17 protein-coding genes and 1 tRNA gene are annotated in these 20,791 nt (G+C 64.2%); 7 read left to right on the top strand and 11 right to left on the bottom strand.

Going from position 1 to position 20,791, the window contains the following annotated elements; genetic code table 11:
* Positions 1-58 precede the first annotated feature (58 nt).
* The 8 genes from J7I84_RS14885 to J7I84_RS14920 form a co-directional block, all read right to left on the bottom strand.
* A complete protein-coding gene (locus tag J7I84_RS14885; RefSeq protein WP_214945326.1) occupies positions 59-1,597 on the bottom strand; it encodes an alpha-N-arabinofuranosidase in 1,539 nt (512 codons plus the stop codon).
* A gap of 67 nt (positions 1,598-1,664) precedes the next feature.
* A complete protein-coding gene (locus J7I84_RS14890; RefSeq protein ID WP_214945327.1) occupies positions 1,665-2,561 on the bottom strand; it encodes a carbohydrate ABC transporter permease in 897 nt (298 codons plus the stop codon).
* Positions 2,562-2,563: 2 nt separating this feature from the next.
* Positions 2,564-3,505, bottom strand: a complete 942-nt coding sequence (locus J7I84_RS14895) for a carbohydrate ABC transporter permease (RefSeq protein WP_214945328.1) — start codon at positions 3,503-3,505, stop codon at positions 2,564-2,566.
* 27 nt (positions 3,506-3,532) lie between these two features.
* Positions 3,533-4,867, bottom strand: a complete 1,335-nt coding sequence (locus tag J7I84_RS14900; protein ID WP_214945329.1) for an extracellular solute-binding protein — start codon at positions 4,865-4,867, stop codon at positions 3,533-3,535.
* Positions 4,868-5,084: 217 nt separating this feature from the next.
* Positions 5,085-6,086 carry a LacI family DNA-binding transcriptional regulator gene (locus J7I84_RS14905; protein ID WP_214945330.1) on the bottom strand — a complete coding sequence of 334 codons (1,002 nt, stop codon included), beginning with the start codon at positions 6,084-6,086 and terminating at the stop codon, positions 5,085-5,087.
* A 61-nt stretch (positions 6,087-6,147) separates the two neighbouring features.
* Complete coding sequence (locus J7I84_RS14910) at positions 6,148-7,059, bottom strand: NUDIX hydrolase (RefSeq protein ID WP_214945331.1); 912 nt, start codon at positions 7,057-7,059, stop codon at positions 6,148-6,150.
* A 15-nt stretch (positions 7,060-7,074) separates the two neighbouring features.
* A complete protein-coding gene (locus tag J7I84_RS14915; RefSeq protein ID WP_214945332.1) occupies positions 7,075-7,608 on the bottom strand; it encodes a RidA family protein in 534 nt (177 codons plus the stop codon).
* 1 nt (position 7,609) lies between these two features.
* Positions 7,610-7,765 (bottom strand): DUF4177 domain-containing protein, encoded by a 156-nt coding sequence (locus J7I84_RS14920; RefSeq protein ID WP_009359196.1) that lies wholly within the window; start codon positions 7,763-7,765, stop codon positions 7,610-7,612.
* Between the two features lie 37 nt (positions 7,766-7,802).
* Between J7I84_RS14920 and J7I84_RS14925 the strand changes: the two genes are divergently transcribed.
* The 5 genes from J7I84_RS14925 to J7I84_RS14945 all read left to right on the top strand — a co-directional run bounded on the left by J7I84_RS14925 (position 7,803) and on the right by J7I84_RS14945 (position 15,005).
* Complete coding sequence (locus J7I84_RS14925) at positions 7,803-10,133, top strand: transglycosylase domain-containing protein (protein ID WP_214945333.1); 2,331 nt, start codon at positions 7,803-7,805, stop codon at positions 10,131-10,133.
* Between the two features lie 6 nt (positions 10,134-10,139).
* Complete coding sequence (locus J7I84_RS14930; RefSeq protein WP_214945334.1) at positions 10,140-11,084, top strand: metallophosphoesterase; 945 nt, start codon at positions 10,140-10,142, stop codon at positions 11,082-11,084.
* Between the two features lie 132 nt (positions 11,085-11,216).
* Positions 11,217-13,025: an ABC transporter ATP-binding protein gene (locus J7I84_RS14935; protein ID WP_214945335.1), complete on the top strand. Its 1,809-nt coding sequence runs from the start codon at positions 11,217-11,219 to the stop codon at positions 13,023-13,025.
* Positions 13,022-14,848 (top strand): ABC transporter ATP-binding protein, encoded by a 1,827-nt coding sequence (locus tag J7I84_RS14940; protein ID WP_214945336.1) that lies wholly within the window; start codon positions 13,022-13,024, stop codon positions 14,846-14,848. The genes J7I84_RS14935 and J7I84_RS14940 overlap by 4 nt, the downstream gene beginning before the upstream one ends.
* 80 nt (positions 14,849-14,928) lie before the next feature.
* Positions 14,929-15,005, top strand: a tRNA-Pro gene (locus tag J7I84_RS14945).
* Between the two features lie 141 nt (positions 15,006-15,146).
* On the opposite strand, the gene J7I84_RS14950 is transcribed toward J7I84_RS14945, so the two are convergent.
* Positions 15,147-15,374, bottom strand: a complete 228-nt coding sequence (locus tag J7I84_RS14950; protein WP_214945337.1) for a hypothetical protein — start codon at positions 15,372-15,374, stop codon at positions 15,147-15,149.
* Between the two features lie 130 nt (positions 15,375-15,504).
* On the opposite strand from J7I84_RS14950, the gene J7I84_RS14955 reads away from it, so the two are divergent.
* Positions 15,505-16,770, top strand: coding sequence for a helix-turn-helix transcriptional regulator (locus J7I84_RS14955; protein WP_214945338.1), 1,266 nt, complete (start codon positions 15,505-15,507; stop codon positions 16,768-16,770).
* A 54-nt stretch (positions 16,771-16,824) separates the two neighbouring features.
* On the opposite strand, the gene J7I84_RS14960 is transcribed toward J7I84_RS14955, so the two are convergent.
* Positions 16,825-17,763 carry a phosphoribosylaminoimidazolesuccinocarboxamide synthase gene (locus tag J7I84_RS14960; RefSeq protein WP_214945339.1) on the bottom strand — a complete coding sequence of 313 codons (939 nt, stop codon included), beginning with the start codon at positions 17,761-17,763 and terminating at the stop codon, positions 16,825-16,827.
* 1 nt (position 17,764) lies between these two features.
* Positions 17,765-19,081 carry a phosphoribosylamine--glycine ligase gene (purD, locus tag J7I84_RS14965; RefSeq protein ID WP_214945455.1) on the bottom strand — a complete coding sequence of 439 codons (1,317 nt, stop codon included), beginning with the start codon at positions 19,079-19,081 and terminating at the stop codon, positions 17,765-17,767.
* Between the two features lie 99 nt (positions 19,082-19,180).
* Between purD and J7I84_RS14970 the strand changes: the two genes are divergently transcribed.
* A complete protein-coding gene (locus J7I84_RS14970) occupies positions 19,181-20,767 on the top strand; it encodes a molybdopterin-dependent oxidoreductase (protein ID WP_214945340.1) in 1,587 nt (528 codons plus the stop codon).
* Positions 20,768-20,791 lie beyond the last annotated feature (24 nt).

Here is a 20,791-nt window from a genome sequence, read left to right on the forward strand (position 1 = left end):
CTTCGACCCAGAAAAAGGCCGCCCCGAGGGGCGGCCTTTTTCATTGGTTGATCTCGAATCAGCTCTTTGCCACGTCCAGTTCGACGACGGCCCACGACAGGGCGGGAAGGCTCAGGCGCAGCTCGGAGCCGGTTGCCTTCGCCCCCTCCAGCGGTTTGAGGCCCACCCGGTCCGGATTCTCCTGGTTGTTGATGGTGAAGCGGTCCCCGCCATCCGGAATTTCCAGGACTTCCGCCCTGAGCACCCGCTGCGCGTCGAAGCCACGGAGGCTTACCTCCACGTCCGCCGCCTCTTCAAGCCCGCGGTTGGCAAGGAACAGGGCCACCCGCCCCGTCTCCTCATTCCAGGTGGCACTGACATCCACCAGGTCGGAGTCCCCGAAGCGCGCATTCTCGTACTTGTCCGAGTCAACGGACAACCGCAGGATCTGGCCCTTAGCCAGTTCTGCCATCCGGGAAAACGGGTGGAAGATGGTTTGCCGCCAGGCCGGGCCGTTCTCCTCGCTGAAGATCGGGGCGATGACGTTGACCAGCTGCGCCTGGTTGGCGATCTTGACCCGGTCGCCGTGGCGGAGCAGCGAGTTGAGCAGGGTTCCGACGACGACGGCGTCCGTCACGTTGTATTTGTCCTCGATGACCCTTGGGTGCTCGCGCCAGCCGGCCTTGGAGACGTTGTGCGGCTGGTCCTCCGTGTCCCGTCCGCGCTGGTACCAGACGTTCCATTCGTCGAAGGACAGGTTGATGTGCTTCTTGTGCTTGCCCTTGGCGCGGACGGCGTCGGCTGTGGCAATGACCGATTCGATGAAGTAATCGGTGTCGACGGCGCTGGCAAGGAAGCTGCCCACATCGCCGTCACGCTCCTGGTAGTAGGCATGCAGCGAGACGTAGTCCACCTGGTCGTACGCCTGGGACAGGACGGTCTGCTCCCACGCCCCGAAGGTGGGCATTCCGGAGTTGGAGCTTCCGCACGCCACCAGTTCGATGTCCGGGTCGACCAGCCGCATCGCCTTGGCCGCCTCCTGGGCCAACCGGCCGTATTCTTCCGCCGTCTTGTGGCCGATCTGCCAGGGACCGTCCATCTCGTTGCCCAGGCACCACAGCTTGATGTTGAAGGGGTCCTTGTGGCCGTTTCTTGCCCGCAGGTCGGAAAGTCGCGTCCCGCCGGGATGGTTGGCATACTCCACGATGGCCCGGGCGGCATCCACTCCCCTGGTGCCCAGGTTAATGGCTTCCATGATTTCCGTGCCGGCCTGGCGGGACCAATCGACGAATTCGTGGAGGCCGAAAGCGTTGGTTTCCACGGTGTGCCAGGCGCCGTCGAGCCGGCGGGGCCGGTCTTCGCGGGCGCCGATTCCGTCTTCCCAGTCATACCCGGAGACAAAGTTTCCACCGGGATAGCGGATTACGGTGGCGCCGAGTTCCTTGACGAGCTTGAGGACGTCCTGGCGAAAGCCGTTTTCGTCGGCCTCCGGGTGGCCTGGTTCGTAAATGCCGGTGTAGACGCAGCGGCCCATGTGCTCCACGAAAGAGCCAAAGAGCCGGCGGGGTACTTCGCCGATGGTGAAGTCGCGGTCGAGGGTGATTCTGGCGCGGGACATAAGAACTATCTCCTTGGTTGTGCAACAGGCGTGTGGTTGAAAGTGAAGGTGGGCGCCATGTACCGGTTCAGGTTCCGGCGAGGCCGGTCGTCGCAACGCCCTTGATGATCTGGCGCTGGAAGAACAGGAACACGAGGATGAGCGGCAGGGCTGCGAGCAAGGCAGACGCCATGTTCTGGGCGTACTGGATGCCGTAGGCGCTCTTGATGGTCTGCAGTCCCACCGGGAGGGTGAGGAGGGATGCGTCGTTGGTGGCGATGAAGGGCCAGAGGAAGTTGTTCCAGGCACCAATGAACACGAAGATGGCGACGGCGGCCAGGATGGGCCGGGACAACGGCAGGATGATTTGGGTGAAGATCCTCATCCGGCTGGCGCCGTCCACCACCGCGGCTTCTTCAAGTTCGCGGGGAATCTGGTCAAAGAACTTCTTGAGCACGAACACCATGGCCGGGTGGATGACCTGGGGAAGGATGATCGCCCAGGAGGTATCGATCATGTGCAGGGCGAGCATCTGGTAGAAGAGCGGAATGATCAGGACCGGCGGAGGGACGATGATGGAGGCGATGATCACCGTCATCAGCACCTTCTTTCCCTTGAAGTCGATCCGGGACAAGGCGTACGCCACGAGCGACGAGATCACCAGCGTGACCGCCGTGATGGCTGCCGAGGTGTACAGCGAATTCCAGGTCCAGAGCGGAATGTTGCCGTCCTGGAAAACCTTGGCGAAAGCATCGGCGGTAAAGCCCGACGGCGGTATCCAGCTGACCTTGGGAGCTGCGGCATCCGTCTCGGTCTTAAAGGCAGTGACGGTGGCCCAGGCGAAGGGGACCAGCCACAGGGCTGCGATAGCCGCGGCGACCACCACGGCAGCGATCCTGCCGGCGGTCATCTTCTTTCGGGGTTGGCGGATTGCCGGGCTGGTGCCTGTGCCCGACGTGGCACGGTTGAGGGTCTGGGTTGCCATGGTTATACGCTCCTGCGGCGGGTGATGACGAACTGCATGACCGAGACGAGCACGATCAGTCCGAAGAAGATGTAGGAGATGGCTGCGGAATAGCCCAGCCGGTAGCCGGTAAACCCGGTTTCAAAGATGTACTGCACCACGGGACGGGTTGATCCTCCGGGGCCGCCGGCGGTCATCTGGTACACCTGATCGAAGATCTTGAGCGAGGCGAGGACCTGGAGGAGCACGATCATCACGGTGGTGGGGCCCAGTTGCGGCAAGGTGATGGAGAAGAGCTGGCGCCAGGCCCCGGCGCCGTCGAGGGATGCCGCCTCATAGTGCTGGTGCGGGATGTTCTGCATGGCGGCCAGGTAAAGCAGGAAGTTGAAGCCCACCGTCCACCACAGGGTGGCAATGACGATTGCCCACATGGCCACGTTGGGGTCGTTGAGCCAGGCGACCTTGGGGATGCCGATCTTGGACAGGGAATCGTTGATGAGGCCAAGCTGCGGGTTGTACATCCAGGTGAAGAACAGGGAAACCACGGTGGATGCGAGTAGGTACGGGGCGAAGTAGGAGAGCCGCCACAGCCACTGCGCCGGCAGTCCGACGTTGAGCAGTGCCGCCATCGCCAGGGCGACGAGCACCAGCGGGACCGTGCTGATGACCGTGAAGTAGAGGGTGTTGCCGAGTGAGCGCCACATGTCGGCGTCGGCGAAGGCTTCGGCGTAGTTCGCGAAGCCGATCATGCTGTCATTGGCTCCGGTAAGGGACTTGCCGGTGAGGCTCATGTAGACGCCGTAGAGAACGGGCCACACAAGGAACACGAGGAAGAAGACCAGGAAGGGCGTGGCAAACCCCCAACCGCTGATGTTGCTCCTGGTGAGGCTCCCGGGCCTGCGCCGGGTTGCCGGTGAAGAACTCTGGCTCCCGGAGCTCCGCCGGGCAGTTAGTGAAGAACTCATGAAGGACTCCTTTGTCGCTCGGTGGGGTTAGACCGGGTTGGGCCGGGAAAGCAGGGTGTTGGTGCGCTTCTCGAAGGCGGCCCAGCCGTCCGCTGCCTTGTCGCGTCCAAGGAGGACGTTCTGTACGTTGTCCGCAAAGTAGGTCTGCCAGTCCGAACCCGAGCCGCTGAACCACGCCTCGGGGTCATAGGCAATGACGTCCGCGGCATTGGAGTAGTGTGCCTGGGGGATGAGGGCCTTGTAGGCCTGTGACTGGACCACCGGCTGGTAGGCAGGAATGTGTCCGGCCTCCGCCCAGGAGAGTGATCCCTTGAGGATGTCGCTGACGAACTTGTAGACATCCCGGCGCTTCGCTTCGTCCACGTTCAGCTGCCGTGGCAGGACGAACGAATGGGAGTCCGCGTAGGCAGCCGGTGTGCCGTAGAGCGTGGGGATGGTTGCGGCGTCCACCGGGAGGCCTGCCTTCTTCATCGTCGGCAGTTCCCAGACCCCGCTGAACAGCATGCCGGAGCTGCCACGGGCGAATTCCGCGATGCCGGTGCTGATGTCGCCGCTCTTGGCGGCGATGGTGTCATCGAACAGCGATGCCATGAATTCCAGCGACTCCACGGCGGCGTCCCGATCGACCTTCATCGGCTGGCCGGGGGTCAGTTCCATATCCGCACCGTGCTGTTTGTAGAGCGTGTAGAAGAGCCGCCACATCTGGGATCCACTGCCCAGGTACCCAAAGGACAACCCATGGGCTTGGGTAACCTTCTGCATTTCCTTGGCCATCGCCATGAACTCCTGCGGGGACTTCACTTCCTGCAGTTGTCCGTTGCCGGCCACGACACCGGCTTTGCGGGCCACGTCCGTGTTGTAGAACATGATGAACGGATGGGAATCCAGGGCGATGGAGAACACTTTGCCGTTCTGCTGGCTCTTCTGCCAGATTCGCGGGGCGAAGTCAGCAGCGGTGACGCCGTGCTCCGCCAGCAGCGAGAGGTCCCAGGGGTCGATCAGGCCGCCTGGAGCGTAGCCCGGAACCCGGCTGGCATGCATGATCGCCATCTCCGGCGGACGTCCGCCTGCCGAGGCCATGGCGAGTTTCGTGTAGTAGGGCGGGCCCCAGGCAAGCACTGTCGGATGCACCTTGAAGTCGGGGTTGGCCTTGTTGGCGGCGTCGATCATGGCCTGCATCTTGATGCCGTCACCGCCGGACAGGAGATGCCAGAACTGGATATCCCGGGGAGCCGCGGCGGATGCATTTCCGCCGCACCCGGACAAGGTGGCCGCAGCGAGCACGCTTCCCAATGCTGCGGTTCCGGACAGTAGCCGGCGCCTTGACAGCTGCCTGGCTTCGAAAAAATCAAACTGCTTCACCCGTCACTCCTTTGGATGGGTCCGCTGAAAGTCATTCCGTTGCCACAACCGTTGCTGACCGGATGTCCCCCATCGCGGCCCAACAGCTCCCGGTGTGACGCACGCCTCACATTACATCGATGTAATGGCTCATGCAATGGATAATTGTTAGCGTTCGCAAAGTGAGCTCGGGGTCTCGCTTAGCAGTCCATCCAGAAGCCGGCGCCGCCTGCAGGACCTAGGATGAAGTGCTCTCCCGCTCCACGACTTCGTAATCGATGGCCACCACCCGCTGCGGGCCCTCACGGTCCTGCATCCGTTCCGTGAGCAGGCGCAGGGCCTCACTGGCCACCCGGCGCTTGTCAAAGGAAACGGTTGTCAGGGATGGCACCGCGTACCTCGCGTCGGCAATGTCGTCGAAGCCGGCGACAGCAACGTCGTCGGGAACCCGCAGGCCCCGCTTCCACAACACGCTAAGGGCACCGATGGCCATGGAATCGGTGAAACAGAAAAGTGCCTCAGGCACCGGGCGCACCTCAAGATAAGCGGTCAGTGCACGGGCTGCCGCATCCGGGCTCCACTTTTCGCACGGGATGATCAACGACTCATCCCACGCAATGCCGAGTTCCTCAAGCGCGGCCTGGTACCCACGGGTGCGAAGGATGGCCGCCGCAGAACCACGTCCCCCGGCAGCTCCCAGGATCGCAATGCGGCGCCTGCCTGTCCTGCCGAGCGCCAGTGTCATGTCGCGGGCGGCGGCGACGCTGTCCACCCATACACGGTCCGCCAGTTTCTGGGACACCTCCCCAAGCAGGACCACTGGAGGCAGGGTGACGCCAACTTTGACAGCGCTCTCGTCCAGTACCACCGGGTTCAGGATGAGCCCGTCTATCAGGTTGGACCGTGCGCGTGACATCAATTCGTACTCGCGGGCGGGGTCGGAACCCGTCTCCTCGATTTGCACGCTCCAGCCCTGTTCGTGGGCTACTTCCACCACGCTGTGGGCAATTTCGGCTGAATAGGGTGTGCCCAGGTCCGGCAACGCCAGGGCGATGACGCCCGACCTGCCGTTGCGCAGTCCCCGGGCTGAGAGGTTGGGAACGTAATCCAGTTCCGCCATGGCCTGCTCCACCTTGAGCTTGGTGGGGCCGCTGACGGGGACAATTCCGTTCATGACGTTCGAGACCGTCTTCGGCGAAACTCCCGCGAGGCGCGCGACGTCCTTGACCGTTGCGCGCAAGCGCGCCCCCTTGCTCCCGGTGTGGCTTTGCTAACGAGTTTATACTCCGGCTCCGGGAGGGTCAGCGTTCGCGCTGGTGGTCCCCCGCCACGGTCTTGGCGGCCTCGACCTCAAGCATGAGCCTGCCGTCCTCTTCGACCAGGGTTGGCTGGTACACGTGGGGCTTCCGCTTGTAGCTCAGGTAGGCGATGCAGCCGTTGGCGGTGGCCATCTTCTCGAGCATGATTTCGGAGCCGGGGACAAGCAGTTCGCCCAGGGGACGGCCCACGGTGTTCTCCTGGCCTGCCTCGTCACCGAGCGCGGTGGTGTTGCGTTCCTTTACCACCTGCGCGGCGTTGACCCACCTGCCCCACACGCCCTTGCCCTCAAGCAGCGAAGGTTCCTGGCCAAGCGGCTGGGTGGCCGCAAAGTAGCGGGTGTCGAACCGGCGGTGCGCAAAGTCAGGGCTGCGCCAGTTGACGAGGGGCTTGAGCAGGTCGGTGCGCAGGGAAAGCCCGCGCTTGCCCAGGACCTGGGCAAGCGTCTTCTCCTGGTCCGCGACGGCTACACGTGCGCGCATCCATTCGGAAGTGGAGGTTGCTTCGACCGTATTGGACATGTCCGGACCAGCCAGCAGGATGCCTGTTTCCTCGAAGAGTTCCCGGACGGCACCCACCACGTGGCGCCGCGCCAGCCCGACGTCATTCGTTCCCATCTGCTCAGCCCAATGCTGCGGCGACGGGCCCAGCCAGCCCATGGCCTCGTCGTCGGACGGGTCAAGGGAGCCGCCCGGGAAGGCGAGGACCCCCAGCGGCGAGGAGCCGGGGCGGTAACCCACCCACGTCTCCAGGCCGGTCGGGGAATCCCGCAGGAGGACTACGGATGATGCATAGCGTGCGGCCCTGGGGGTCCGCTCGCCGTGTTCGAGCCAGCTTTGAGCTGCCCCTTCAAGATCCTGGGGCAGTGCAAAAAGGCGTCGTGCGAGGTGCGGCAAGGGAAGTGTCCGGTCTTAGCTGAATTCGGCGATCAGCTCGACCTCTACGGGAGAGTCGAGCGGAAGAACGGCAACGCCGACGGCGGAACGGGCGTGCTGCCCGGCCTCGCCAAGGACGCGGCCCAGCAGTTCCGAGGCGCCATTGACCACAGCGGGCTGGCCCGTGAACGAGGGGTCTGAGGAAACGAATCCCACAACCTTGACGATGCGGGTGATCCGGTCCAGGTCCCCGATGACGCTCTTGACGGCGGCCAGGGCGTTGACAGCGCAGACGGCCGCGTAGCGCTGGGCGTCCTCGGGGGAAACGGTGGGCTCGTCGGCGAACCCTTCCGTGCCGGCGGACACCTTGCCCGTAGCTTCGAGTTTGCCGTTAATAAACGGCAGCTGGCCCGAGGTGTAGACATGGCTGCCGGAGACGACGGCGGGAACGTAGGAGGCTACCGGGGCGGCAACCTCCGGGAGGGTGAGTCCAAGTTCCGCGAGGCGCTGCTCGACGGCGGATACCGGCGCCGTTGCGGCGCTGGACTGGGCTTCTGCGGGCGTGCTCATGCTACTGCTTCTCCCTTTTAAGGTAGGCGACAAGGCCGTTGCCGTCCGGTCCGGGGACTACCTGGACGAGCTCCCAGCCGTCCTCTCCCCACTGGTCCAGGATCTGCTTTGTGGCGTGGATGATGAGCGGAATCGTCGCGTACTCCCATTTGGTCATGAGAGAAAGCGTAGCCCTTGCCGGTAAAGTGGAAAACATGGCCCCTCGCAACAACCCCTTATTCGACACTGCCACCACGCTGGGTAAGGTCCTTCTTTTCCTTGGTGTGAGCGCGATTTGCGGCGTCCTCGTGGCGGGCCTGCTGGTCCCTGCCGCAGCCGTCTCCGGCAGTGCCGCAAGCGGTTCGATCGATTTCTTCGATTCCCTTCCAGCGGAACTGAAGGTTGATCCGCCGAGCCAGACCACCAGGATTTTGGCTGCGGACGGCAGCGAGATCGCCAGCGTGTATAAGGAGAACCGCACCAAGGTTCCGCTGGACCAGATCTCACCGAACATGAAGAACGCCATCATCGCGGTGGAGGACAGCAGGTTCTACGAGCACGGCGGTGTGGACACCACCGGCATCCTCCGCGCGCTGGTCGCCACGGCCCGCGGCAACAAGCAGGGTGCGTCCACCATCACGCAGCAGTACGTCAACAACGTGCTCAACGCGAATTTGGCCGCTGCCGGCGAAGAGGACCAGATCAAGCTCAATGGCGTCAACAAGGGCGTGGGCGACAAACTCCGCGAAATGAAGCTCTCCATCGCGCTGGAGAAGGACTTCACCAAGGACCAGATCCTTGAGGGCTACCTGAATATCGTTTTCTTCAACCGCGACGCCTATGGCATTGAGGCAGCGTCCCACTACTTCTTCAGCACCACAGCCAAGGATCTGACCCTGCCTCAGGCAGCCCTCCTTGCGGGCTTGGTGAACAGCCCCTCCGCTTTCGACCCCATCACGAACCCGGAGAAGTCCAAGCAGCGCCGTGACCTGGTACTGGGCCTGATGAAGGACCAGGGCAAGATCACCGCGGCGGACTATGAGGCCGCTGTAGCCACCCCCGTGGAGCCCAAGGTGACCCAGCCAAAGCAGGGCTGCGCCTATGCCGCCTCTGCCCCGTATTTCTGTGACTACGTGCTGCACCTGCTGGAGAACAACCCCGCATACGGAGCGGAGGTCAAGGACCGCCAGCGCCTGATTTACGGCGGGGGCCTGACCATCACCACCACGCTGGACCCGAAGGCGGAGGCAGTAGCGCAGGAGCAGGTGAACGCGGCTGCCGGAGCCAACCCCGATAAATGGGGCGCCGCGTTGGTCTCCGTTCAGCCAGGCACGGGCAAGATCGTCTCCATGGCCCAGAACACCTCGTTCCTGCCGGGTCCGGGAGGTTTCGATTCACAGGTCAACTTCAACGTGGACAAGCTGGACAAGGACGGGAACGACCTCAACGGCATGGGCGGCGCACAGCCGGGTTCCACCATGAAGCCCTTCACCTTCGCTGAATGGCTGAATGAGGGCAAGAGCATGAACACCGTGGTGAATGCCGCCCAGCGCGTCTACCCGCTGAACTTCCCGTGGCGGGACTCGTGCGGCAAGGTCAACGGCGCGTACAACACGGCCCAGAAGTCGCTGGGCGCGGCTGACGACCTGCAGAACGCCGAGCCCCAGTGGTACAGGCCAATGCCCGTACTGGAAGGCCTGTATCAGTCGATCAATACGGCGACGTTCGCTTCGGCCGCCCAGCTCGACTTCTGCGGCATCCAGAAGATCGTGGATGCTGTGGGGCTGCACAGCGGCCTGCCCGCCGCGGACGGTACGCCGAACCCGCCGATCGACATGATGACCTTGGGCAACCTGCTCGGATCCACGCAGACTGCTCCCCTCACGATGGCCACCGCCTTCGCCACGTTCGCCAATGACGGAAAGTACTGCGAACCCATCGCCATTACGTCGGTCACCGATGCAAGCGGCAAGCAACTGCCGGCGCAATCCACCAGTTGCCGGGACGCCCTAAAACCGGAAGTTGCCCGCGGCGTGAACTATGCGCTGCAGGAAGTCATGAACCGGGGATCCGGCGCCCTGATCGTGCCACGCCTTTCCACCAAAACCACCTTCCCCATTGGCGGCAAGACCGGTACGTCCAACAACAACGGCTCCACCTGGGTGGTGGGCCACACGACGGGCCTGGCAACAGCTGCCTGGTACGGCGATCCGTTGGGCGCGCAGGACCGGGCCGGCCAGAACGTGACCATCAATGGGAAGTTCTACTCATCAATCGACGGTTACCAGATTGCAGGCCCCATTTTCTCGAAGTACATGCTGCAGGTGGCCCCCGCCTACGGAACGAACCCGTTCCCCGCGCCGCCGAGCAACATGATCAACGGCACCACGGGCTCCGCGCCGGCACAGACCGCTCCGCAGGCCACCCGGGCTCCTCTCGCGCCGGCACCCCAGGCACCCGCCACCCAGGCGCCGGCCCCGGCTCCAGCTCCGGCCCCGGCTCCAAGCAGCAATGGAAATGGGAACAATGGAAAGGGAAACGGCTAAGCGCGCATGAGCATCGATAGCCTGGCAAGCCGCGCCCGATCGATCGGGCGCGGCTTTGCCGTCACTGCAGGCGCCGGGGCCGCTGCCGGAATGGCGGCTTTCGGGTATGGCCTGTGGGAGAAGAACCAGTTCGTCCTCCGCGAAGAGGCCCTGGCCATCCTTCCTCCCGGCCGGGAACCGTTCCGCATCCTGCACCTGAGCGATATCCACTTCGTGCCCGGGCAGAAGAAGAAGGCTGATTGGCTTGAGTCGCTGGCAGACCTTCGGCCGGACCTGGTGGTCAACACTGGAGACAACCTCAGCCACGTCAAGGCAGTGGACCCGCTGCTGGCTGCCTTGAAGCCGCTGCTGCAGTTCCCCGGCGTCTTTGTCCCAGGCTCCAACGACTACTTCGCGCCCAGCCCGAAGAATCCCGCGTCTTACCTGCTGGGACCGTCCAAGGTGAAGCCCAAGCCGGTTGCCTTGGACTGGCCGCGGCTGCGTTCGGGGTTCGGCATGAGCGGCTGGGTGGACCTGACCAACCGTAACCAGTCACTGGTGCTCAACCGCATGCGCTTCGACTTCTCCGGTGTCGATGACCCGCACCTGAAACGGGAACGGTACGCCGGCTGGCCCCGCGGAACGGTCAGCCAGGATGCGAACGACCACCTGAGGGTCGCAGTCATCCATGCGCCGTACCAGCGGGTGCTGGACCACTTTACGGAGAGCGGGGCGGACCTCCTGTTGGCGGGCCACACGCACGGCGGACAGCTGTGCATCCCCGGGTATGGCGCCATCATTGCCAACTGTGACATCCCCACGTGGCGCGCCAAGGGCCTTAACGACTGGTCGAGCAACGGAAGCACGACGCCGGTCAACGTCTCCGGCGGCATCGGCACCTCGCGCTTTGCCCCGGTAAGGATCGCCTGCAAGCCGGAGGCCGTCCTGCTGACCCTGACGTCCCGCAGCTGACTCGCGCATTACACCCTGCAATAACTGGGCAAGCTGTAAGCGGCCGCCAGCATCCCTGTGAATCGTCTCACCACATGGCATAGGGTTGTTGCCAGAGGAAACTACATTCGTTTTAGAGCTTGAGAAGCGGGCATGGCCAAGCAGACTCCCTTTTTCCGATCCATCAGCCGCCTTTATCCGCATGTGCGGCCCATAATCCCAAGGCTCGTGCTGGGCCTGCTGTGCGCCCTCATGGCCAGCATCGTGGCATTAACCATCCCCCAGGTGCTGCGGGTCCTGGTCAACACCGCACTGCAGCCCGGTGGTACAGCGGAAGCAGTCTGGACTGCTGCCGGCGTCATCCTGGTGCTGGGCATCGCTGAGGCGGGTCTGGTGGCACTGCGGCGGCAGTTCGTTATCAACCCGGCCACCACCGTGGAAACCCGGATGCGGGTATCACTCTATGACCACCTCCAGGAACTGACAGTCTCATTCCACGACCGCTGGGGCTCCGGGCAGCTGCTTTCCCGGGCCATGACGGACCTGAACTTCCTGCGGCGGTGGATGGCCTTCGGCGCCATCATGCTTGTGGTAACCACCCTTACGGTGATCATTGGCATCGTGGCCATGTTCGCCATGAGCTGGCAGCTGGCCCTGATCTTCCTTGCCGCTGCCGTTCCCATCACCATCAACAGCTTCCGGTTCCGCACCCGGTTCAGCAAGGTGGCGCGCCGGAGCCAGGACCAGGCCGGCGACCTTGCAACCACAGTGGAGGAATCCGTCCACGGCATTCGCGTACTCAAGGCGTTCGGCCGCAGCCGCGAAGCGCTGGAAAACTTCAACGAGCAGGCAGAGGAACTGCGCCAGACGGAGATCGAAAAGGCGCGCCACCAGGCAACGTTCACCATGGTGGTCACCCTGCTTCCCGAACTCGCGCTGGGAGCCGGCCTGGTGGTGGGCGTCATGCTGTGCGCCAGCGGTCAACTGAGCATCGGCTCGCTGGTGGCGTTCTTCGCCACCGCGGCGGTCATCGCCTCCCCTGTGGAGTTCTCCGGCATGCTGCTGGCCATGGCACTCACTGCCAAGACCGCTGTCGACCGCCATTACGAAGTGATGGATACGCGGAACACCATCACCAGCCCGGCGGAGCCCCGGCGCCCGGGTGAACTGGCCGGTGCCCTCCACTTCAACAACGCGACCTTCGCCTTTGAGGACGCCCCGGAAAAGCCGATCCTCAAGGACATCAGCCTTGACGTTCGTCCAGGGGAAACCATGGCCTTGGTGGGCATCACCGGAAGCGGCAAGAGTGCGCTGATCCAGCTGGTGCCCCGCCTGTACGACGTGACCAGCGGCGCCATCAGCATCGACGGTGTCGACATCCGGGAGTTCGACGTGGAGGAGCTGCGAAGGACCGTGGGGGTTGCCTTCGAGGACACCACGCTCTTCTCCAACTCGGTGCGGGACAACGTCCTGCTCGGGGCCCCTGTGCGCACCGAGGAGGTCCTGGACGAAGCCCTCGACGTGGCGCAGGCCCACTTCGCGTATTCCCTGCCCCAAGGCGTGGACACGCTGATCGGAGAGGAAGGCCTGAGCCTGTCCGGCGGCCAGCGGCAGCGCATTGCCCTGGCACGCGCCATTGCCGCCCGCCCGCGCGTCCTGGTCTTGGATGATCCGCTGTCCGCCCTGGACGTCCACACCGAGGAACTGGTGGAGGCACGCCTCCGGGAGGTCCTGAGGGACACCACCACGCTGATCGTGGCCCACCGGCCGTCAACCGTGGCCCTCGCAGACCGGGTCGCGCTGCTGGAGGACGGCCGGATTGCCGCGGTCGGAACGCACACTGAACTACTGGCCGGCAACCAGCACTACCGCTACGTCATCGCCAGCCTGGACCGGGAGCCGCGCGACCTGGACTCCGAACTCTCGGCGCTTGAGGACCAGGCTGAGGAAGTGATCCGATGAGCACCGCAACCTTCGGCACCGCCAACGAAGACAACGCCCACCTCAGCAAGAGTGACAGCAGGGCAGTACGACGGCGGTCGCTCGCCTTGCTGGGGTCGCTGATCCGTCCGGTGCGGGTGCGGTTCTGGCTCACCATCGCCATGGTGGTGCTGTCCCAGGCTGCGCGCGTGGCGGGCCCGGCCCTGATTGCGTTCGGCATCGACCACGCACTCCCCGCCCTCCAGGCCGGCGACAACCGCCCGCTGGTGTTCACCGGGGTCGCCTACCTGCTGGCCGCCATCGCGACGGCGGGACTCACCGCCCTGTACGTGACCTCCACTGCGCGGCTCAGCCAGGCCATGTTGCTGGATCTTCGGGTCCGGGTGTTCCGGCACACACAACGGCTCAGCCTTGAGTTCCACGAGAAGTACACGTCCGGCCGGATCATCGCGCGGCAGACCTCGGACCTTGAGGCGCTGCGGGAACTCCTGGACTCGGGGGTCAGCTCACTGGCTTCCGGAATGCTGTTCATGGCCTTCACGGCCGCCACCATCTTTGCCTTGGACTGGCGGAGCGGCCTGCTGGTGCTGGCCGCCGGCGTGCCCATGTTCTTCCTGTCCCGCTGGTACCAGAAGCACTCGCAGATCGCCTTCCGCGAATCCCGGGTTGTCTCTGCGAGGCTGATCGTGCATTTCGTGGAGACCATGACCGGCATCCGCGCCGTGAAGGCCTTCCGCAAGGAGAAGGAGAACTCAGAGCGCTACGGGCAACTGGCAGAGGACTACCGGCTGGTCACCGTCCGCTCCATCAACCTCAACGGCATCTTCCAGCCGGGCCTGGTGCTGATCGGCAACGTCTGCGTGGCCGTCGTCCTGCTCTTCGGAGGTTTCCGCGTGCTGGACGGCAGCCTTGCAGTGGGCGTGCTCCTGGCCCTCATCCTCTCCACCAAACGGTTCTTCCAGCCGGTGGACCAGATGGCCATGTTCTACAACTCGTTCCAGAGCGCACAGGCAGCCCTGGAGAAGGTCTCCGGGCTCCTCGAAGAGGTGCCCACGGTCCGGCCGCCAAAGAACCCCGTTCCACTGCCCAGCGCCACGGGGCGTATCGACTTCAACGAGGTCGAATTCCGCTACGGCGACGGTCCCGTGGTAGTCCCCACCCTGGACTTGCACATCCCCGCCGGACAGACCGTGGCTCTGGTGGGCCAGACAGGTGCAGGGAAATCAACCCTGGCCAAACTCATCGCCCGGTTCTATGACGTTACCTCCGGCACGCTCACCCTGGACGGTGTTGATCTCCGGGACCTGGCCACATCCGACCTCCGCCGGAACATCGTCATGGTCACCCAGGAAGCCTTCCTATTCAGCGGCTCGGTGGCGGACAATATCGCGCTGGGCCGGCCGGAGGCGTCACGAGCCGAAATCGAAGAAGCTGCCAAAGCTGTCGGAGCACACGCGTTCATCACTGATCTCCCCGAGGGCTACGATACCGACGTCAACAAGCGCGGCGGCAGGGTTTCCTCCGGCCAGCGCCAGCTGATCAGCTTTGCCAGGGCGTTCCTGGCGCGGCCGGCCGTCCTGATCCTGGATGAGGCCACCTCGTCCCTGGACATCCCCTCCGAGCGCCTGGTGCAGGCCGGGCAGGCCAGGCTGCTGGCTGGGACGGAAGCGGCGCGGAGGACGGCGCTGATCATCGCGCACCGGCTCTCCACGGTGGAGACGGCGGACCGCGTCCTGGTGGTCCACGACGGGCGGATCGTGGAGGACGGCACGCCGGAAGAACTGATTGGCGGCGGTGGCCGGTTCGCTGACCTGCATGGGGCGTGGAAGGATTCGCTGGTCTGAGCTTCGCCGGGGCCTGTATTCACGATTTCGCATCGGGACCCGGGATCGGCTATCCTTGTAAAGTTGCTTTTGCAGCGGATCGGGATGTGGCGCAGCTTGGTAGCGCGCGTCGTTCGGGACGACGAGGTCGCAGGTTCAAATCCTGTCATCCCGACCATAACGGAAAGAGGGTCTCCTTGCGGAGGCCCTCTTTTTGCATCTCGATGTGGTCACGGCGATCCGTCCCAGGGTCCAAAAGGAATAGCCCCGGAGCGGTTGCTCCGGGGCTATTCCTTCGCCTCCTGTTATGAGGAAGCTATTACATCGGGTCCGGCCAGTTCCCCGTGTACGTGGTGTACGTGGTGTCCGTTGTGGACGTGGCCTTCTTGCCCTTAACCGGCTTGGACATCGGGTCCGGCCAGTTGCCGGTTGCGACCGATGAACCAGTTGAGTCCGCGAGGGAACCGGCAGAAAGGACGGCCGGAGCAGCCGCAGAAAATGCCAGCGCGCCTGCTAGGGCGGCCGCAGTTGCGATCTTCTTCAACATATTTAGGTTCCTCAATACGAGTCGGATTCGTTACAAAGCCAGCACTGTCCTTGTTGACACACATTGTAAAATATTTTCCACAGGGGCTGTCAAGCGTTTGGCGCAAGACAGCCCAAGAAGGGAGGGTCCAATGGGAAACGGATTCGGAGAGAAGCTCCGCGCGGAACGTCTCGAACGCGGGATGACGCAGGCTGAACTCGGAAAAGACCTGTACTCTCCCAGCTACATCTCCTTGCTTGAAACAGGACGCAGGGAACCGACGGCAGAGGTCATCGAGGAGCTCGCCCGCCGTCTGGAGCTCGCGCCTAAAGCGTTGGAGGCCTGGAGCCAGCCAATATCCATTGGCGACGCGGAGTATGTGCTGGCGGGCCTCTACGCCCGGCAGGCCTGGGATCTCAGGGACTACCCCTTGGCAGCCAGCCATGCGGCATCAGCAGCACAGATTGCGTTGGATGCCAAGAACACCAGCGCCTGGTGGAACATGACCTACATGCAGGCGGAGTGCCTCCTGAAGCACGGGGACTTGAAAGAGTGCCAACAGATAATCGAACGCCTGATCGAACACCCGATGGCCAGGGAGTCCGTGGGACTGGGAGTTCGGGCCAGGCAAATGCTGGCGACCGTGTACCAACGCCAAGGCCAGCTCTCTGCTGCTGTGGACCATGCGATGGAAGCCATGAAGCTCTCAGAGCAACTGCCGAAGAGTTCGACAATTATCACCGGTGCCCTCCGGGTCCTCATCGGCGCTCTGGCGGAAAGCGGGAGGCTTGACCAAGCTTGGTCTTACTGTCAGACCCTCGTGGCCCAAGTCGACGAACACTCCATGTCCCAGCTGGCCGGCGAGGTCGCCTGGGTTGTCGGCAACGTGGCGTTCATGCGGCACGACTACACCGAAGGCGTCAAGCACCACGAGAGGGCAGCGCGGCTGCTCTCCCCCGCGAACGACATCGAGTTGTGGGCACGTTTCAACAAGGCATCCGCCGCCGTCAGGCTTTCGTCAGGCATCGTTGAGCCCGAGACGCTGTCCGCGATCGAGCGCGCCGAACTGGCGTTCTCCATCGTCAGCGGAACCAAGAGCGACGAGCTCGAAGTTGCGTTCATCCGCGCACGATGGCTGTACTTGACCGGGGACATTGTCGCCGCCGTCCAAAAGCTCCGTGAAATCCACGCTGAACGTGCAGAGCTCGCCAAGCACACTGCAGGAGAAGTGTCCCTCCTCCTGGGCAAGTCACTCAAAGCCTCTGGAGAACTCGACGAAGCGCTGGTTCACCTTGAGGAAGCCCAGAAGTCCTTCGCTACTGCCGGCGCCCAGGACAGAGTCCAGCAGGCACTGGACGCGATCCTGGAAATCAGGCTGGCGCAGAAGCGCGCCGCTGCGGCAGCCAAGGCCAGCTGACCCAAAAGCCAGGCAAGCCCGCGGATGGCGGGCTTACCTGGCTTTGGTCAGATCCTAGGAGAAGGTCTTTCCCGTGATCTTCTCGTACGCCTCGACGTAGCGGCTGCGGGTACGCTCCACCACGTCTGTGGGAAGGGCCGGCGGCGGGGTGTCGGAGGACCTGTCCCAGCCGGATTCGGCCGAGGTCAGCCAGTCACGCACGTACTGCTTGTCGTAGGACGGCTGGGCCTGGCCCGGTTTGTAAGTGGCGGCATCCCAGAAGCGCGAGGAATCCGGGGTCAGCACTTCGTCGCCCAGGGTGATGGAACCGGAGACGGCGTCGTACCCGAATTCCACCTTGGTGTCGGCCAGGATGATGCCGCGCTTCCGGGCGATCCTTTCCGCGGTCGTATAGATCTTCAGCGTCAGCTCGCTCAGCCGGCCAGCGATGTCGTCCCCCACCAGCGCCACCACGGCGTCATACGTAATGTTCTCATCGTGCTCGCCAATGAGCGCCTTGGCCGACGGGGTAAAGATGGCGTGCTCCAGCCGTGAGCCGTCCACCAGCCCCTCGGGCAACGGAATGTCGCAGACCGTCCCGGAGGCCTTGTACTCCAGCAGCCCGGAACCGGTGAGGTAGCCGCGGGCAATACACTCCACCGGGAACATGTCCAGCTTCTTGCAGATCATGGCCCGGCCCTCAACCTCAGCCGGAACGCCGTCCTCCACGGTGGAGCCGAGCACATGGTGCTCAACGCCCAGCTGGTTAAACCACCAGAGGCTCAGCTGGGTGAGGATGCGCCCCTTGTCCGGGATTTCGCTGGACAGCACGTGGTCGTAGGCGCTGATGCGGTCGCTTGCCACCACCAGCACGCAGTCCTGGCCAAGTCGCTGCAGGATGGACGCATCCGCCGGCTCGTAGAGGTCGCGGACTTTGCCCGAATAAATGTGCTTCCAGCCGGGCAGGTCCAGGGTGTCGGTGGCGTAGCCGCGGTTTTCCGTAGATTCAGTCATGTCAGGCCTTTGCTTTCACGATGGGCATCGAGCCGGTGGCACCGTACGGTACCTTTATTTCGCCGCGGGCGGCCTTGCGGGCGATGTCGCTGCGGAACTGCGAGCCTTCCAGCTGAACCAGCTCCACGCCGTCGTAGGCTCTTTCGCGCGCCTCCACCAGGTCGCTGCCCAGGGCGACGACGGCCAGGACGCGGCCGCCGGCGGAAACCACCTTGCCTTCGTGGTCCAGGGCGGTCCCGGCGTGGATGACGTGCACGCCGTCCAGGGCTTCCACCTTCTTCAGCCCGCGGATGCGGTCACCCGTGCGGGGCTTGTCCGGGTAGTTCTCCGAGGCGATGACGACGGCGACAGCGGCTTCCTTGGCCCACCGCAGCTCTTCCGCCTTGTCCAGTTCGCCCTTGGCGGCTGACATCAGCAGGGCGCCGAGGGGGGTTTTGAGGCGGGCGAGGACAGCCTGCGTTTCGGGATCGCCAAAGCGTACGTTGAATTCGATGACCCGGGTCCCGCGGGATGTAAGTGCCAGGCCGACGAACAGGACGCCGACGAAGGGGGTTCCGCGGCGTGCCATCTCATTCACAGTGGGCTGGGCGACCCTTTCGAGGACTTCCTGCACCAGGCCCTCCGGCGCCCACTCCAGCGGGGTGTACGCACCCATGCCGCCGGTGTTGGGCCCTTCATCGTTGTCGAAGATGCGCTTGAAGTCCTGTGCGGGCGAAAGCGCCACGGTGTTCTGGCCGTCGCAGAGGACAAACAGGGAAACTTCGGGGCCGTCCAGGAACTCCTCGATGACCACGGAGCCGCCTGCGTCGAAGCAGGACTGGGCGTGGGCCAGGGCCTCGTCACGGTTCCTGGTGACCACTACGCCCTTGCCGGCGGCCAGGCCGTCATCCTTCACCACGTACGGGGCGCCGAAAGTGTCCAGGGCGGACGCCGCTTCGTCGGCGTTGGTGGCCACCAGTGCCATGGCAGTGGGAACGCCGGCCTCAGCCATGACCTCCTTGGCGAACGCTTTGGACGCCTCCAGCTGGGCTGCAGCCTTGCTGGGTCCGAAGACGGGGATACCGGCCTCACGTACGGCGTCGGAGACACCCGCGGCCAGCGGAGCCTCCGGGCCCACCACCACCAGGTCCACGACGAGCCGGGTGGCCAGCTCCGCGACCGCCTGGGGATCGTTGCCGTTGATGTCGTACGTGGGGACCAGCTTGCTGATGCCGGCATTGCCGGGCGCGGCGTGGACTTCGGACACGTTGGGGTCGGCAAGCAGGGAGCGGACAATGGCGTGTTCGCGGCCTCCGGGGCCAATGACGAGTACCTTCACAGTGTCCAAGGGTACTTTGTGCACCCTTTCCGCTCCTAAGCTGTGTCCTTCCCCGGCTGCCGGGTCAATCCGGACTCCCGGCCGCTCCGAACCATCTTCATGACAACGCTTCGAAACCGGATTACGGGCCCCGCACCCATGGCCGCATTGGCAGGCGTGGTGGCGGCCGCCGTCGTACTTGCCGTTGCGGAGCTGATTGGCGCATTCTTCACCGCCAGGGCAACGCCCCTGTTTGCGTTGGGCTCCACCTTCATCGACTTCACCCCGCCAAAGCTGAAGGACTTTGCGATCGCCACCTTTGGTACCAACGACAAGGCCGCCCTGTTCGTGGGCATGGGCCTGACCATCGCGTTGCTGGCCTGCGTCCTGGGCGTGGTGGCCTACCGAAAGTGGGCGCTGGGAGTTTTGGGGGTCCTGTTCATGGGCGCCGTGATTGTGGCCTGCGTGGTGACCCGCTCCGGGGTCAGCGGCGCGGACGCCATCCCGTCCGTGCTGGGAACAGCGGCCGGCCTGCTGGTCCTCCGGCGGCTCATGGTGCTGCTCTGGGGGCTGAAGGCATGGCCCGGGGCGCCTGCCGGCCAGGCGGCCGACGACGACGCCCGGCAGCACGGCCAAGGCACCAACCGCCGTCGATTCTTTGCTGCTGCCGGGGTTACCGCGGTGGCCGCCGGTATCGCTGCCACTGGTGGGCGGCTGCTGGGTGCCGCCCGCAGCAACATCACCAAGGCTCGCGAAGCGCTCACGCTGCCGGCACCGGCCAAGGCCGCGGCCCCCATACCCGCCGGCGTCCAGTCCCCCGTACCGGGCGTCACCCCGTGGCTGACACCCAACAACGACTTCTACCGCATCGATACTGCCCTGAGCGTCCCGGAAATCAACATCAATGACTGGAAGCTGCGCGTGCATGGGCTGGTGGAGCAGGAGGTCACCCTCACTTTCCAGGACCTGCTGGATGCGCAGCTGATCGAATCCCACGTCACCCTCACCTGCGTTTCCAACCCGGTGGGCGGCAACCTCGCCGGAAATGCCAAATGGCTGGGGTTTCCCCTCCGCGAGGTCCTGGCCCGCGCCAAGCCCAAGGACGGTGCGGACATGGTGCTCTCCACGTCCATTGACGGCTTCAGCGCCTCCACTCCACTGGAGGTCCTGCAGGACGACAGGGACGCCATGCTGGCCATCGGCATGAACGGGAAACCGCTGCCGCTGGAGCACGGCTACCCGGTGCGGATGGTGGTTCCAGGGCTCTACGGGTTTGTCTCGGCCACCAAATGGGTGGTTGACCTGGAGGTCACCCGGTTCGCTGACAGCAAGGCCTACTGGACCAACCGCGGCTGGTCAGAGCGCGGCCCCATCAAGACTATGGCGCGGGTGGAGGTGCCCAAATCCTTCGCGAAAGTGCCGGCCGGGAAAGTCGCCGTGGGTGGTACCGCCTGGGCGCAGACGCGGGGCATCGCCAAGGTGGAAATCCAGGTCGACAACGGCGAATGGGCGGAGGCCACCCTTTCCGCGGAAGCCTCCACCGTCACCTGGCGCCAGTGGTCATACGAATGGGATGCCACACCCGGCCCGCACTACATCAAGGTCCGCGCCACCGACGGCACCGGGGAGGTCCAGACGGACCAGCGCGCCGACCCGGTACCTGACGGCGCCTCGGGCTGGCAGTCGGTGATGGTCACTGTGCAGTAGATGGTCACCGTACAGTAGCGGGTT

Origin of the sequence: Arthrobacter sp. ISL-85 (genome assembly GCF_018613675.1) — a bacterium.
In the GTDB taxonomy this organism is placed as follows: Bacteria; Actinomycetota; Actinomycetes; order Actinomycetales; family Micrococcaceae; genus Arthrobacter.